This window comes from Actinoplanes philippinensis (assembly GCF_900113015.1).
Lineage (GTDB): Bacteria > Actinomycetota > Actinomycetes > Mycobacteriales > Micromonosporaceae > Actinoplanes > Actinoplanes philippinensis.
In genome coordinates, this window is sequence record NZ_FONV01000002.1 from 118,038 (window position 1) to 132,764 (window position 14,727).

Here is a 14,727-nt window from a genome sequence, read left to right on the forward strand (position 1 = left end):
GGGGAGCCCCTTGCTCGACGCGCTGAGCACCGGTTCGCTGTCCGGCGACACCCCCGCCCTGATCCGTGGCCGGCGCACCGTCCCCCGCGACGACCTGGCCGCCCTCCGGGACCGGTACGCGACCGCCCTGCACGCCCGAGGCCTCGGCCCCGGCGACACGCTCGGACTGGCGATCCGTCCCGGGCCACGGGCGGTGGCCATGGTGCTCGCGGCGTACCGGCTGGGCGTACGCGTGGCGCTGCTCGACCCGACGGCCGGCCCCGACGTGCTCACCGCGCGGCTGTCGCTGGCCCGGCCCGCGCTGATCGTCGCCGACGCGGCCGCGCAGGCCGTCGCCGGATGGGCCGCCCCGCTGGCCCGCCGGGCGGGGCTCGCACTGCCCGACTTCACGCGGCTCGGGCCCACCGTCACCGTCGGCCGCCGCCTGCCCGGCAACGCGCCCGCCCTGGGACCCGCCGCCGGGCCGGTGCCGCGCGCCTACGACGGCGACGGCGACGCGGTGATCATCTTCACCTCGGGCACGACGAGCAGCCCCCGCGCGGTCGTGCACACCCGGGCCGGGCTCGACACCGGGCTGCGGTCGGTCGCCGAGCTGGTCCGGCCGGCCGCCGGGGTGCCGGTGCTCGGCGGCACGTTCTTCGTGATGGTGCCGTCGCTGGCCGCCGGGGCGCCGGTCGCCACCCCCGACCGCCGGCCGCGCGCGCTGGCCCGGCAGATCACCACCCTGCGGCCGCAGGCCGTCTACCTGACGCCGCCGCAGCTGCGGACCGCGCTCGACGGCGCGGTGCCGTTCCACGGACGCGTCTACAGCGGGTCGGCGCCGGTCTCCGCGCACCTGCTCGACCGGGTCCGGGCAGCCGGCGCCGACGAGGCGTGGGGCGTCTACGCGCTCACCGAGGTGTTCCCGGCGGCGGCCGTCGAATCCCGGGAGAAACACGCCTGGACCGGTGACGGCGACCTGGTGGGCGACCTGCTGCCGGGCGTGCGCGGGCGGATCGGCGACGACGGGCAGCTGCTGCTCGCCGGGGCCGGCGTCTGCGACCGCTACCTCGGCGCCGACCCTCACGAATGGGTCGCCACCGGCGACATCGCCACCCTGACCGGCCGTCGCGCGGTCCTCGGCGGCCGCAGCAAGGACATGATCCTGCGCAAGGCCGAGAACATCTACCCCGGCCTGTACGAGCCGTCGCTGCACGTGCCCGGCGTCTCCCTCGCCGTCCTCGTCGGGGTCCCCGCCGGCGACGGTGACGAGCACGTGGTCGCGATCGTCGAGACCACGCCCGGCGCGAGCCGGGTCGCCGTCGAGGCGGCGCTGCGCGGGCCGCTCGACCGGATGGGCTCGGCCCGGCCCGACCGTGTCCTGTTCGCCACGGTGCCGCTGGCCGGGCGATCCCGCAAACCCGACCGGCACGCCGCGGCATCCCTGGCCTCGGGCATACCCCATCAGAGGGTACGGTCGTGAGCACCCCGCCCGACCGGATCGCCGTGGTGGTGCCCGCCTACGACGAGGCCGCCTCGATCGGGGCCACCCTGGCGGCGCTGGCCCGGCAGACCGACACCGGGTTCCGGCTGATCGTCGTCGACAACGCGTCCACCGACACGACCGTGGACGTGGTGCGCCGCTTCGCCGCCACGGCGCCGTTCCCCGTCGAGCTCGTGACCGAGACCGAACGCGGAGCCGGCACCGCCGCCGACACCGGATTCCGGCACGCCATCACCACCGGCGCGCGGCTCCTCGCCCGTACCGACGCCGACTGCCTGCCCTCCCCCGACTGGGTGGCGACACTCCGGGCGTACCTCGGCCAGGGTTTCGATCTCGTCTGCGGCCGCAGCGTCCCGCGCCACGACGAGCGGCCCACCTGGGCCGAACGCCACGTCTTCCCCGCCGCCGTCCGCCTCGCGGCGGTGTACGGCCGCTACCGCGCGGCGCACCGCGGACCCGGATTCCGCAGCCCCTACGTCCTCGTCCACGGCCACAACCTGGCCCTCACCGCCGACCTGTACCTGCGCTGCGGCGGCACCGCCCGGGAAGCCCTGGAGGACGGCTCCGAGGACGTCACCCTGCTCAACCGGGCGCGGCGCGTCACCGACCGCATCGCCCGCGCCGAGGACCTGATCGTCGAATCCAGCCTGCGGCGGTTGCGGGCCTGGGGCGCGCGCCGCACCCTGCTCTGGTACTGGGACCGGCGATACCGGCCGCCGGACGCCGCCCAGGTCCACGTCCGCTGACCCGCCCGCCACGAATTGACCGTCGCCACCCGCGGCGACGATGATCGCGTGCGCTGCAGGCGACACGGGCGGAGGCCGGCATGTCACAGAAGCGGGCACGACGCCGGGACCGGCAGGTCTACCTGCGCAGCCACCCGGTGCTGTTCGCGCTGCTCGCGGCCACCCGGTGGCGGCCGACGGCACGTCTCGGCGGGACCGTCGTCGCCCACTCGCGGGAGGCTTTCACCGATGCGCTGACCCGGGTGCCGCTGGATCGTGCCGCCGAGGGCACGACCGGTGGGGCAGCCGGCCGGCTCGCTGGCGGCGGTCTGCTGTTCGACCAGGAGGGCGACGATCACCGGGGCTCCCGTCGCGGACTGGCCGGGTCGCTCGGCGCCGACGGTGTCGCCCGGTTGCGGCCGGTCTGGACCGAGGTGCTGGACCGCCGGCTCCGGCCACTCGCCGCCGGCCGTCCGGTCGACCTCGTGGACGTGGCCGCGGAACTCTCCGGCGCCACCGCCGCCGCCCTTCTCGGCCTCACCGTCGATGCCCTGACGCTGGCGTCGGCGGCCCGTGCCGCCGCCGCGGCCGCCGCCCGCGAGCACCTGCCCGGCCTGCCGTCACCGGCCCGCCGGAGTGCCGCCCAGCATGCCGCTGCTCACCTGAACGCGCTGGTCAGCCCGGCCGCCGGGGCGGGACCGGGTCTGGCCGCGATGCTCGCGGTGGCCGCGATCAACACGACGGTCGCCGGGCTGCCGCGCGCCGCTGCCTGGTGCGCCGACGCCAACCTGTGGGGGTACGCCGAAACGAGTCCCGAGAGTCTGACCGGCGAACTCCTGCGCGTCACCGCCCCGACACCGCTGCTGCCCCGGGTGGCCGCGGCCGCCGGAACCGTGGCGGGACGCCGTGTCCGCCGGGGTGACCGGCTGATCCTGATCGCCCGCCACGCGGCCGGCGCGCACGACCGCGACCCGTCGGTGTCCGACCCGGCCCCGCCGCAGACGGCCCAGCTGGTCTTCGGCGCCGGCCCGCACGCCTGCCCCGGAGCCCGCCTGGCTCGTGCGCAGCTGACCGACACCCTGTCCGCGCTGGCCCCGTTCCGGCCGGTGGTCGCCACGGCCCGCGCCGACCGGCGCAGCGCCCTGCCCGGCTGGGCCGTCCTCACCGTGACCGCCACCCGCTGACCGGCCCCACCACTCACCGCCGGGCCGCAGGCGGCCGATCGCCCCGGGCCATCACTCGCCACCGGCCGCGCGGCCCACCCCGCGCGACCTGCCGCTCGAGGTCCGCCACTCACCGTTCGCCGCACCCTGCGCCCGCGCTCCACCGCTCGCCGTCCACCACTCGCCGTTCACCGCACTCACCGCACCCCCGCGGCCCACGCCCACGCTCCACCGCTCGCCGTCCGCCACTCGCCGTTCACCGCACTCGCCGCACCCGGCGCCCGCGCTCCACCGCCCGAGGTCCGCCACTCGCCGTTCACCGCACTCGCCGCAGCCCACGCCCGCGCTTCACCGCTCCGTCCACTCCCGCGGTCCACCGCCCGCGGCCTGCCACTCACCGCTCACCGCGCGCCGCCACCCCCGGGGGCCCATCGGCCGAGCCGGCCGGGATGAGCACCCGGTCCGCGGACGACCGGGTGAGAGGATCCGGGGATGGAGTCGGCGGTGGTGGCGGTCACCGGTGGCAGCGGGTTCTGCGGGAGTGCGGTGGCGCGGGCCGTCGCCGCCACCGGGGCCGCTGTGGTCTGTCTGGGGCGGCGGCCCGGGCCGGTCGGGGAGCATCGGTACTGGGACGCCGGCCGTACCACGCCGGATCTGACCGGGGCCGACATCGTGCTGCATCTCGCGGCGGCCGTCGGTGACCCGCCGCCCGGCCGCGCGTCGGAGGCCGCCTTCCGGGCGGTGAACGTCGACGGGACCGCCCGCCTGCTGGACGCCGCCGGGGACCGTCCGGTCGTGTGGGTGAGCAGCGCCAGCGTGTACGCGCCGGCCGGACCGGAGCCGATCAGTGAGGCCCATCCGCTGGGTGGCCTGACCGCCTACGGCCGGACCAAAGCCGCCGGGGAGCGGCTGGCGCTCGACACGAGCGCGGTGGTGCTGCGGCCGCGGGCCGTCTACGGACCCGGTGATCCACATCTGCTGCCCCGGTTACGGCGGGTGGTCCGGGGCGGACGGGCGCTGCTGCCCGGCCCGGACGTGCCGCTCAGCCTGACCGCTGTGGAGAACCTGGCCGATGCCTGCCTGGCCGCCGCGGGGCTGCCGGTGGACGGCTCGGTGGAGGCTCGCTGGCCGGCGGGGGCCTACAACATCGCGGACGCCGTCGTCTATCGGCGCGACGCCGTAGTCGGCGCGGTGTGCGGGGTGCCGGTGGCGCATCTGCCGGTTCCGGTGTTCACCGCGGCCGCCGCGCTGGCCACAGCGGCGGCACGGGTCACCCGGCGCCCGCCGGTCCTGTCGCGGTACGCGGTGGAACAGCTCGTCCACCCGGTCGTCCTCGACATCGGCCGGGCCCGGGAACGGGGCTGGCGGCCGCGCCGGTCCCTCGCCGACTTCCTGAGCACGCCGCTGCGGCGTTGACGGGGCCGCCGCGCTCGGCCGCCGGGCCACGAGGTCGTGGTTGCGGCGCAGGACGCAGCCGCCGTGGTTGCGGCGCAGGACGTCGCCGCGGTGCCCGAGCCGGTGAACCTCCGGCCGGCGGACGGCCGCCTCGTTCCCGGTGGCGGCGGTGAAGCCGGTCCTCTTCCCGCGCATCGGAGCTTGCTGATGCTGGTGTGACGCGCACGGCAGCCGGTGTTCCCACGTTGACCGTGCTCACGGCGGCAGGCTAAATCTGTGCCGTGCGTTTCTCGTTGCTCGGCCCGGTCGCGGCTCTCACCGGCTCGGCCGATCTGCCGGTCGGCACCCCGCAGCAACGAGGGCTGCTGGCCCTGCTGCTCCTCCGGGACGCCCCGGTGCCGATCGACGACATCGTCGACGCGCTGTGGGGTGAGCGCCCGCCCGCCTCGGCCCGCAGCACCGTGCGCACCTATGCCTCCCGGCTGCGGCAGACCCTCGCCGGGGCCGGCCCGGACGGCCCGCTGCTGCACCGCACGGCCGCCGGTTACCGGCTGGACCGCCGGGCGGCGACCCTCGACACCGTGGAGTTCACCGGCCTGCTCGATCGGGCCGCCGCGCTGCGCCGTTCCGGTGATCTGCCGGCCGCGGCGGCGGCGCTGCGCCGGGCCCTCGACCTGTGGTCCGGCCCGGCGCTCGGCGGCGCGCAGGGCGAGTTCGCCGCGACCCAGCGGGTGCGTCTCGACGGGTTGCGCCGCACCGCCCGCGAGCAGTGGTGCGATCTGCAGCTGGCGCTCGGCGCGCACGAGACGGCCGGCGCGGAGCTGGCCGCCGCCGTCAGCGAGGAGCCGCTCAACGGCCGGCTGATCGAGTTGTGGATGACGGCCCTGCACCGCGGCGGCCGCACGGCGGAGGCGCTCGACGCCTTCCGCACGTACCGGTCGGCGCTCGCCGACGAGCTGGGCATCGAGCCGGGCGCCGAGATCCAGGCGCTGCACCAGCGGGTCCTGCGCGGTGACCCGGCTCCGGCCGCCGTCGCGCCCCCCTCCGCGCCCGACGAGTTGCCCGCCGACCTGCCGGTCTTCACCGGTCGTGCCGAGGAGACCGCCTGGCTCGGCGCCGTCGTGAGCGGTCCGGGCCCCGCCGTGGTGGGCATCACCGGGCTCGGCGGGTCCGGCAAGACGACGCTGGCGGTTCACGTCGCGCACCGCCTGCGGGACCGGTTTCCGGAAGGTCGTCTGTTCGTGGATCTGGGGACGCGGACCGGCTCCCCCGCATCGCCTTTCGACGTGCTGGGCGGTCTGTTGCGCAGCGTCTCTCCCACGTCGCCGCTGCCCGCCTCGCTCGCCGAGCGGTCCGCGCTGTGGCGCACGACATCGGCCCGGCGCCGATTGCTCCTCGTGCTCGACGACGCCGCGGACAGCGCCCAGGTGGCGCCGCTGCTGCCGAGTGGCGCCGGTTGCGCGGTGCTCGTGACCGCGGTGCGCAGGTTGCTGGACCTGCCGACGGCGCGCTGGCGCCGGCTCGGCGCGCTGAGCGCCGCCGAGGCGCTGCACCTGCTCGGCGCCATCGCCGGCCACGATCGGGTGGCTCGTGAGCCGGCAGCCGCCGCGCGGCTGGTGGGCGCCTGTTCACACCAGCCGCTGTCGGTTCGGGTGGCCGCCGCCCGGCTGCTCGACCGGCCCGGCTGGACGGTCGAGCGGATCATGGCGCAACTCGACGACGACCTGCGCCGGCCCGTGGTGATGCACGAGGATTGCAAGATCGTCGACGCGCCGATCCGACGAGCGGAGGCCGGTCTGCGCCCCTCCGCCGCGCGGGTGTTCCGGATCGGCGCTCTGCCCGCGACGGCCGAGCGCAGCGTCGAGGACGTGATGCTCATGCTGCGGCTGTCCCGGCCGCAGGCGCGCGCCGCCCTGGAGGATCTGGTCGACGCGCACCTCGTGGAGGAGTCCGCCGCCGATCTCTATCGCTACCCGGTGCTGGTGCAGGCCTACGCGCGGCGGCGGGCCGAGCAGGTCGAGGGCCCCGGCGACTGCCGGACGGCGCTCGCGCGGCTGGCCGCGGGACACGCGCCGACGACCGTCACGGTGTAGGTCCGGGCGCTCCCGCGGCCGGTCCGGATCACTCGCCGAGCAGCATCAGCGGGTCCCCGTCGAACCAGGCGTTGGCGATCTCCAGGTGACTGATGCGCCACCGCTCGCCGTCGCGGACCATCGTGGCGGTGTAGCGGTTCATCATCAGCGCGTGGCGTGTGACGGACGGGTCGGAGCCGGTGCCGGGCTTGTAGTGCTGCGCCTGGGCGTAGGCGTACACGGTCGCGACGTCGCCGTCGAAGGTGGCCCGTACATTGCTGATGGCGTGGCTGCTGTCCAGCGGTCCCACCGCGCCGATGAGGGCGGAGACGACGGTGTCGCGCGGGGCGAGCGGCGGGAAGTCGTAGCCGATGCGCCGCATGGCCGGGCCGAGGTCGACGACGGCGTCCTCGGTCAGCGACGAGGCCAGCAGATCGGCATCGCCGAGGTCCAGCCCCGCGGTGTAGCGGTGCAGCGTGTCGACGACGGCGGCGTGATCGATGAGGGTGGAGATGTCGGTCATGGATCCAGTTGACCCGCCGCGCGCATACGCGACGCCGACAGGACGATGACGTCCCGCCCCCACTCTGGGCACCGGCCGCACGCGGCTTGCCGGGGCACGTCGTGACCGGCGGGGCGGGGCACCCCGGTGGCCGGGACGGCCCGGGCCGGGCGCCCGGTCAGGAACGGCGGCGGGCCAGGTAGGCGGCGCGGCGGCCGGGGGTGGCGGCCAGGTCGGCGGCGGTACGGGCGAGCAGCTTCGCCGCGTGCAGAAGGGCCTCGTCGGCGGCCGGGCCCGCGGTCTCGGCGGCGAACTCGTGCGTGTGCGGCATGGCGGTGACTCCACGGAGCCCGATCATCGGGTGGATCGACGGCACGACGTGGCTGACGTTGCCCATGTCGGTGGAGGCCGCCGCGAACCCGTGCGGCAGAGCGACCGCCGTGCGGCCGAACGCCGCCAGGTGGCCGCTGTAGCGTTCGATCAGCCAGGGGTCGTTGCGCAGATCGAGGTAGTCGGGTTCGGTGCGGCGGAACTCGACGCTGGCGCCGGTGGCCAGGGCGCCGGCCTCGAAACAGGCGTTCACCCGGCGGCGGAGCGCGTCGAGCTGGGTGGCGTCGGGGGTGCGGACCTCGTATTCGAGAACACTGCGCTCGGGGATGATGTTGGTCTTGTCGCCGCCGGACCGGACGAAGCCGGCGATCCGGTAACCGGGTGGGGTCTGCTGACGAAGCAAGCCGATCGCCACCTGGGAGACGACCGCGGCGTCCGACGCGTTGACACCGTCCCACGGGGCGCCCGCGGCGTGGGCGGGACGGCCCTCGAACGTGACCGCGAAGCGGCTGCACGCCTGGGTGCTGTCGCCCGGGCCGGCGGTGTCGGCGGTGGCTCCGGGGTGGGCCATCATCGCCACTGTCACGTCGTCGAAGGCGCCACGCTCCAGCATCAGCTGTTTGCCGGCGCCGCTCTCCTCGGCGGGGGTGCCGAGCAGGGCTATCCGGAACCCGTACCGGTCGGCGGCGGCACGTAACGCGATGGCGGCGCCGGCCGACGACGCGCAGATGATGTTGTGGCCGCAACCGTGACCGATGCCGGGGAGCGCGTCGTACTCCGCGCAGACGCCGATGGTCAGATCACCGTCGCCGTAGGTGGCGAGCAGCGCGGTCGGCAGGTCGCAGAAGCCCTCGGTGACGTCGAACCCGGCCTCGGTCATGAGGGCCGCGAGTTTCGCCACCGAGGCGTGCTCGTCGAACGCGATCTCCGGCTCGGCGTGCAGACTGTGGCTGAGCCCGATCAGCCGGGCCTGCCATTCGTCCACCGCGGCGTCCGTCCCCACCGACATCCCGTCATCGTAGGCCGAGGCCGCGGCCAGGGCATTTCCACACGACGCCGGGCCGGCCGTTCCCACGGCCGGTCCGGCGATCGGGTCAGTCGCGGCGGGGCCGTCGCCTGGTCAGGACGAGTGAGATCAGGCCGGCCAGGAGCAGACCGGCGCCGGCGAATCCGAGCACCGTCACATCGGAGCCGGTCAGCGCGAGGGCGCCGCCGTCCGTACCGTCGTCGGTGGGGCCTGCCGTGTCGGGGACCAGGACCGGACCGTCATCGTCGGTGGCGCCGGACGGTGATGCCGAGGCCACGGGCGAACCGGATCCGCCGTCGCCGCCGTCGGTACCGTCGGTACCGTCGTCACCGCCGTCGGTACCGTCACCGTCGTTGCCCGGAAAGCCGCCCGGGTAGGAGCCACCATGGTGCGAACCGCCCGGGTACGAACCGCCCGGATACGGCCGGCCAGGGTGGGGGCTGGGTCGTGTCCCGGGGCCGCTGTGCCCGGCGGCGTCGGGCGCGGCGGCCGTGACCGACAGCCGGCCGAGGACGATGTCGAGCAGGCGGGCCGCGCCGAGCTTGATCTCGACGCGGACGGTTCCGGCTTCGGCGGAGACGATGCGGCCGCGGCGGGACTCGTCGGGGCGGCCGAGGGAGACGCGGACCTCGAGCCTGACGGGCGGGCCCTGCGCGGCCCCGCTGAGCAGGGCGAGGGAGACGGCGTCGCCGGAGTCCCGGAGCACGTGGACCGGCTTGCCGGAGGTGGCGACGTGGAGCACCGCCGGCCGGTAGGTCACCGTGGCGTCCCGGGGGCCGGCGCCGGCGACGACCTCCAGGGTCGGCTGGTTGACGACCTCGACCGAGATCTCCTGCGGAGTCCCGTCGAAGAGGGTGAGGTCACCGAGGGCGGCGCCGGCGCCGGACCGTACGCCGACCTTGCCGTTGCGCAGTCTGACCAGGTCGGTGGCGCTCTGGGTGGAGCCGGTCGGCCCGATCTTGAGCAGGCTGGTCGGGAGGCCGTTGGCGTTGACGGCGCCGTCCAGCACGGACAGCCCGCCGAGCATGGTCGCCGCCCTGGTCAGCGGCCCGATCTTGCCGCAGAGGTAGCCGTCGTCCCAGGTCGCCTGGGCCGTCGACCGGCCGGCGGCGACGGTGGCGAGTCCGGCGGCCCGGAAGGGGACGAGGGTCTTCTCGTCGGGGCCGCGCGGGCCGGGCGCGACGTGCCGGGCGCCGGCGCCACCGCCGGGCAGTCCGAGGATCCGGGCGTCGGCGTGCCGCCCGGAGGCGATGCTGCGCGGCCGGCCGGCGCTGTCGACGGTGCCCTCCGCGCTCGCGAGGTGCACGCCGGTGAGGGCGGGCAGTCCTCTGGCGAGCGGTCCCGGGTCGAGGACGGCGATGGTCGCGAGGTCGGCCCGGGAGCGCGCGGTGAAGTTCCCGGCGCAGTCCCGGGGCGTCGTCGCGGCGACGGGCGCGGCGGGAACGGCGAGCGCGGCGGCCACCAGAGCGTGCAGAGCGATCGGCATGAGGTCCCTTCCGGAAGGGGCGGGTTGTCCGATCTCTCATCGCCTTGCGCAGTTTGCTAGGTACGGACCCTTAGGACCTCTTTCACAGTGAGCGTCTATGCCCAAAACCGACAGTTCCCCCCTTAACCGCCTTTCTCAACGATCGGTACGGTCCTCCGGATAGCTGGCGCCGCCGGTGGATTCCTCGGTCAACGGCCGGGCACCACCCTCGGGCGGCCCAGCAGGCGACTGCCCACCGGCCGCGAGCTGCGGGAACTTCGCATCGAAGGCGGGCCGCTCGGAGCGGATCCGGGGCATCCGGTCGAAGTTGCGCAGCGGCGGCGGACTGGACGTCGCCCACTCGAGCGAGTTCCCGTGCCCCCACGGGTCGTCGGCGGTGACCACCGCGCCGATCCGGTACGACTTCCACACGTTGTAGAGGAACGGCAGCGTGGCCGCCCCCAGCACGAACGAGCCGATCGTGGAGACCATGTTCAGAGTGGTGAAGCCGTCGTCGGGCAGGTAGTCGGCGTACCGCCGGGGCATGCCCTCGTTGCCGAGCCAGTGCTGCACCAGGAAGGTGGTGTGGAAACCGACGAAGGTCAGCCAGAAATGCACCCGGCCGAGCCGCTCGTCGAGCATCCGGCCGAACATCTTCGGGAACCAGAAGTAGATGCCGGAGAAGACCGCGAACACGATCGTCCCGAACAGCACGTAGTGGAAGTGCGCCACCACGAAATAGCTGTCGGTCACGTGGAAGTCGACCGGCGGCGACGCGAGCAGCACTCCGGTCAGACCGCCCAGCAGGAACGTCACCATGAACCCGACGGCGAACAGCATCGGCGACTCAAACGTCAGCTGGCCACGCCACATCGTCCCGATCCAGACGAAGAACTTCATCCCGGTCGGGATCGCGATCAGGTAGCTGAGCAGGCTGAAGAACGGCAGCAGCACCTGCCCGGTGGCGAACATGTGGTGCGCCCACACGCTCATCGACAGCATGGTGATCAGGACCGTGGCGGCGACCAGCGTCTTGTACCCGAAGACCGGCTTGCGGCTGAAGACCGGCACCACCTCGGTGATGATCCCGAAGAACGGCAGCGCGATGATGTACACCTCGGGATGACCGAAGAACCAGAACAGGTGCTGCCACAGCATCGGGCCGCCGGTCGCCACGTCGAACACCTGCGCGCCGAGCACCCGGTCGGCGGCCAGGGCGAAGAGCGCCGCCGCCAGGAACGGGAAGACCAGCACCACGAGCACGCTGGTGAGCAGGATGTTCCACGTCATGATCGGCATCCGGAACATGGTCATTCCGGGCGCCCGCAGGCACAGGATCGTGGTGATCATGTTGACCGCGCCGAGGATCGTGCCGACACCGGAGATCGCCAGCCCGACGATCCACATGTTGCCGCCGACCCCCGGCGAGTGCTGCCACGTGCTCAGCGGCGTGTACGCCGTCCAGCCGAAGTCGGCCGCCCCGCCCGGCACCAGGAACCCGCCGAACGCGATCAGACCACCGAAGAAGTACAGCCAGTACGCGAACGCGTTGAGCCGTGGGAACGCCACGTCCGGAGCGCCGATCTGGATCGGCACCACGTAGTTGGCGAACGCGAACACGATCGGCGTCGCGAAGAACAGCAGCATGATCGTGCCGTGCATGGTGAACAACTGGTTGTACTGCTCCGGCGAGAGCAGCTGCATGCCCGGACGGCCCAGCTCGGCCCGCATCAGCAGCGCCATCGCGCCGCCGAGCACGAACCACGCGAACGCCGTGACCATATACATGATCCCGATCTGCTTCGCGTCGGTGGTGCGGATCGTCCGGGCCAGCCAGGAACCTCTGACCTGTCGCCGCAGAGGCCACGACCGGGACTGCACAGGGCGCGGGGAAACAGCGGTCATCGAAAGTCCTCCCTGGACTGTTCGTACTCCCCGGCAAAGATCATCACAACCCGGCAAACCCGGCGCCGTGCCGCGGCCTCGGTCGGCGTTCCCCCATCCGGTACGCGTAAACGGGTCCGCCGAACTCCCGCGTCCGGCGGCCCGCCCGGTCGTCAGCGGCCCGGTTCCGGGCGGTACGGCTCGAGCCGCGGGAACGGATAGCCCAGCACACCGAAATAGACCACACAGAACGTGGCGAAGAGCAGGAAGCTGATCGTGCCCAGCAGGATGCCCACCCGGGCCTGCCCCGGACGCCGGCCGTCCGCGCCGGTCGGGCTCAGGAACCCGAGGACGATCGCCAGCAGTCCGGCCAGCGGACCGGGAGCGGGCAGGAAACTCAACAGGCCCGCGACGAGCGAGCTCCAGGCCAGGGTTCGTGTCTCAGTCATGCCGGTCACGCTACGGATCCGGACGTTCCGGCGAATCGCCGTCGAGAGCGGCTTCCGGCCTGGTCCCTGAGAGCTAGGCGGGTGACTATCCGGCCGGGGTGACGATGCCCTGCTCGTAGGCGTGGATCACCGCCTGGACCCGGTCGCGCAGACCCAGCTTGGCCAGGATGCTGCCGACATGCGTCTTGATCGTGTGCTCACTGAGCGTCAGGTCGGCGGCGATCTCGGCGTTGCTGCGGCCCCGGGCCAGAAGAGTGAGGACCTCCAGCTCACGGCCGGTCAGCGGGGTGCTCGCCGGGCGGCGCGGCTCGCGCGGGGCGACCCGCAGGAACTCGGCCAGCAGATGCCGGGTCGCCCGCGGGGTGAGCAGCGCGTCCCCGTCGGCGACCACCCGGATCGCGGTGATCAGCTCGGCCCGCGGCGTGTCCTTCACGAGAAACCCGGACGCCCCGGCCCGCAACGAGTCCAGCACGTTCTCGTCCAGGTCGAACGTGGTCAGGATGATCACCCGCGCGTCCGGGGCGGCGGCCACCGTCTCGGCGGTGGCACGGATCCCGTCGACGCCGGGCATCCGCAGATCCATCAACACCACATCGGCCCGTGTCTCGAGCACCAGCGCGGCCGCGCCCGCCCCGTCGGCGAGCTCACCGACCACCTCGATCCCCGGCTGCGCCGCCAGGATCAGCCCCAGCCCGACCCGCACCAGCTCCTCGTCATCGACCAGCACGACGCGGATCGTCATCGGCCGTACCCCCTGGTCAGTCGCAGGGTGACCAGCCACCGGTCCCCGACCGGCCCCTGCTCCACCGTGCCCCCGACGGCGGTCGCGCGCTCCCGCATGTTCCGCAGCCCCTGCCCTTCGGTGACCGGCCCGCCCCCGTCCCCCCGATGATTGCCGACCGTGATCCACGGCCCGTCGTCCCCCTCGGCCATCTCCACCGTGACGGCCGCGCCGGGCGCATGCTTCAGCGCGTTGGTGAGCGCCTCCTGAACGATCCGGTAGGCGGCGAGCCCCGCCGCCCCACCGATCGGCGCGGCAAGCTCATCACGCAGCTCAGCCACGGTCCCGGCCCGCCGGACGGTCGCCACCAGCGCCGCGATGTCCCCACTTCCGGGCGGTTCCCGCAGCCCACCGGGGCCGCAGGCCCCCTCCGCCCCGCCGTCCACCAGTTCCCCCGCGCCCGAGGCCGCCGGCGAGTCCGCGGCACACGGCCTTTCCTCGCCGTCCACCGGTGCTTCCACGCCTGAGGCCGCCGATGCCGGCGTGGAGGAGCGCAGCGGGCCGAGAGTGGCACGCAGGTCAGCCATCGTGCGACGGCCGGTGGCGGCGATCAGCTCCAGGGTCGCGGGGTCCACCCGACCGGCCTCCGCGCCGGCGGCAGCGCCCTCGGCCAGCACGACCATGACCGCGACCGAATGCCCCAGCACGTCATGCATGTCTCGCGCGATCCGGTTACGTTCCTCGGCCGCGGCACGCTCGGCCTCGGCCGCGGCACGCTCCGACTCGGCGGCCGCCCTCCGGGCTTCGGCTGTCGCTCGTTCGGACTCCGCCGCGGCGCGTTCGGACTCGGCCGCCGCTCGCTCCGCCTCCGCCGTGGCTCGTTCGGACTCGGCTGTCGCTCGTTCGGACTCGGCCGTGGCTCGTTCGGTTTCGGCGTGGCGGAGGGCTCGTTCGGCGGCCATCCGCTCCTCGAACTGTCTCGTCTCGCGGCGGCGGGCAGCCGTCAGGGTGCCGGCCAGCCAGGCCACGACCGCGGCCAGGGCGAGGTTGAGCCATTCGTAGGGCTCGTACTCGGCGGGGCGCAGCATCAACACAGCCGGCGCGGCGAGCAGCGCGAGCGTCAGAAAGGCATACGAGTGGGTACGCCGTCCGTAGGCGGCGATCGCGTGCAGGGCGACGAGTGGCCCGACCGGAACGAGCGGGCTGGGCCACCCCGCGAGGCCGAAGATCACCGCACTGGGTGCGATGAGCAGATTGGTCAGCAGTGGACTCTGCCGGCGCAGAGCCAGCGGAAGAGTATTCCCGGCCAGCACAACGAAAGCCCAGCCCGGAGCGGCATCGGCGGTCAGCGGCAGCAGACTGATCACGAACGCCAGAACCGCGATCCCACCGTCGACCGCAAGCTGCCCCCGCCGAGCGACCGTCCCCAGCTCGAACTGTCGCGTCACCATCTGCCGAACCCGGTCCACGGGCGCTTCCACCCCGGCGCCCGGCCCGTCCCCTCCTTCCGC

Annotated in this window: 12 protein-coding genes; 5 read left to right on the plus strand and 7 right to left on the minus strand. The window is 74.2% G+C overall.

The window, feature by feature from the left end:
• Positions 1-10: 10 nt before the first annotated feature.
• The 5 genes from BM290_RS04020 to BM290_RS04040 all read left to right on the plus strand — a co-directional run bounded on the left by BM290_RS04020 (position 11) and on the right by BM290_RS04040 (position 6,859).
• The gene (locus BM290_RS04020) at positions 11-1,462 is read left to right on the plus strand and encodes a class I adenylate-forming enzyme family protein (protein ID WP_093610131.1); all 1,452 of its coding nucleotides are present in this window, start codon (positions 11-13) and stop codon (positions 1,460-1,462) included.
• The gene (locus tag BM290_RS04025; RefSeq protein ID WP_093610133.1) at positions 1,459-2,229 is read left to right on the plus strand and encodes a glycosyltransferase family 2 protein; all 771 of its coding nucleotides are present in this window, start codon (positions 1,459-1,461) and stop codon (positions 2,227-2,229) included. The genes BM290_RS04020 and BM290_RS04025 overlap by 4 nt, the downstream gene beginning before the upstream one ends.
• A gap of 80 nt (positions 2,230-2,309) precedes the next feature.
• Positions 2,310-3,392 (plus strand): cytochrome P450 family protein, encoded by a 1,083-nt coding sequence (locus BM290_RS04030; RefSeq protein WP_093610135.1) that lies wholly within the window; start codon positions 2,310-2,312, stop codon positions 3,390-3,392.
• Between the two features lie 471 nt (positions 3,393-3,863).
• Positions 3,864-4,787 carry an NAD-dependent epimerase/dehydratase family protein gene (locus BM290_RS04035; RefSeq protein WP_093610137.1) on the plus strand — a complete coding sequence of 308 codons (924 nt, stop codon included), beginning with the start codon at positions 3,864-3,866 and terminating at the stop codon, positions 4,785-4,787.
• A 260-nt stretch (positions 4,788-5,047) separates the two neighbouring features.
• Positions 5,048-6,859, plus strand: coding sequence for an AfsR/SARP family transcriptional regulator (locus tag BM290_RS04040; RefSeq protein WP_093610139.1), 1,812 nt, complete (start codon positions 5,048-5,050; stop codon positions 6,857-6,859).
• Positions 6,860-6,887: 28 nt separating this feature from the next.
• On the opposite strand, the gene BM290_RS04045 is transcribed toward BM290_RS04040, so the two are convergent.
• The 7 genes from BM290_RS04045 to BM290_RS04075 all read right to left on the minus strand — a co-directional run bounded on the left by BM290_RS04045 (position 6,888) and on the right by BM290_RS04075 (position 14,667).
• A complete protein-coding gene (locus BM290_RS04045; RefSeq protein WP_093610141.1) occupies positions 6,888-7,361 on the minus strand; it encodes a nuclear transport factor 2 family protein in 474 nt (157 codons plus the stop codon).
• A 157-nt stretch (positions 7,362-7,518) separates the two neighbouring features.
• Positions 7,519-8,679: a M20 family metallopeptidase gene (locus tag BM290_RS04050; protein WP_093610143.1), complete on the minus strand. Its 1,161-nt coding sequence runs from the start codon at positions 8,677-8,679 to the stop codon at positions 7,519-7,521.
• 85 nt (positions 8,680-8,764) lie between these two features.
• The gene (locus BM290_RS48070; protein ID WP_093610145.1) at positions 8,765-10,183 is read right to left on the minus strand and encodes a hypothetical protein; all 1,419 of its coding nucleotides are present in this window, start codon (positions 10,181-10,183) and stop codon (positions 8,765-8,767) included.
• A gap of 135 nt (positions 10,184-10,318) precedes the next feature.
• On the minus strand, positions 10,319-12,067 hold the full coding sequence (gene ctaD, locus BM290_RS04060) for an aa3-type cytochrome oxidase subunit I (RefSeq protein WP_093610147.1): 1,749 nt from the start codon (positions 12,065-12,067) through the stop codon (positions 10,319-10,321).
• A 152-nt stretch (positions 12,068-12,219) separates the two neighbouring features.
• The gene (locus BM290_RS04065; protein WP_143133609.1) at positions 12,220-12,495 is read right to left on the minus strand and encodes a DUF4190 domain-containing protein; all 276 of its coding nucleotides are present in this window, start codon (positions 12,493-12,495) and stop codon (positions 12,220-12,222) included.
• Between the two features lie 85 nt (positions 12,496-12,580).
• Positions 12,581-13,237 (minus strand): response regulator, encoded by a 657-nt coding sequence (locus tag BM290_RS04070; protein WP_093610151.1) that lies wholly within the window; start codon positions 13,235-13,237, stop codon positions 12,581-12,583.
• Entirely contained in the window at positions 13,234-14,667 is a 1,434-nt protein-coding gene (locus BM290_RS04075) for a sensor histidine kinase (protein ID WP_203779158.1), read from the minus strand. Before BM290_RS04075 ends, BM290_RS04070 begins: the two co-directional genes overlap by 4 nt.
• Positions 14,668-14,727 lie beyond the last annotated feature (60 nt).

Excerpts from the sequence above, each read along its gene's own strand:
- BM290_RS04030 (WP_093610135.1), top strand. The coding sequence starts at position 2,310 with ATGTCACAGAAGCGGGCACGACGCCGGGACCGGCAGGTCTACCTGCGC.
- BM290_RS04035 (WP_093610137.1), top strand. The coding sequence starts at position 3,864 with ATGGAGTCGGCGGTGGTGGCGGTCACCGGTGGCAGCGGGTTCTGCGGG.
- BM290_RS04045 (WP_093610141.1), bottom strand. The coding sequence starts at position 7,361 with ATGACCGACATCTCCACCCTCATCGATCACGCCGCCGTCGTCGACACG.
- BM290_RS04050 (WP_093610143.1), bottom strand. The coding sequence starts at position 8,679 with ATGTCGGTGGGGACGGACGCCGCGGTGGACGAATGGCAGGCCCGGCTG.
- BM290_RS48070 (WP_093610145.1), bottom strand. The coding sequence starts at position 10,183 with ATGCCGATCGCTCTGCACGCTCTGGTGGCCGCCGCGCTCGCCGTTCCC.
- ctaD (WP_093610147.1), bottom strand. The coding sequence starts at position 12,067 with ATGACCGCTGTTTCCCCGCGCCCTGTGCAGTCCCGGTCGTGGCCTCTG.
- BM290_RS04065 (WP_143133609.1), bottom strand. The coding sequence starts at position 12,495 with ATGACTGAGACACGAACCCTGGCCTGGAGCTCGCTCGTCGCGGGCCTG.
- BM290_RS04070 (WP_093610151.1), bottom strand. The coding sequence starts at position 13,237 with ATGACGATCCGCGTCGTGCTGGTCGATGACGAGGAGCTGGTGCGGGTC.
- BM290_RS04075 (WP_203779158.1), bottom strand. The coding sequence starts at position 14,667 with ATGGTGACGCGACAGTTCGAGCTGGGGACGGTCGCTCGGCGGGGGCAG.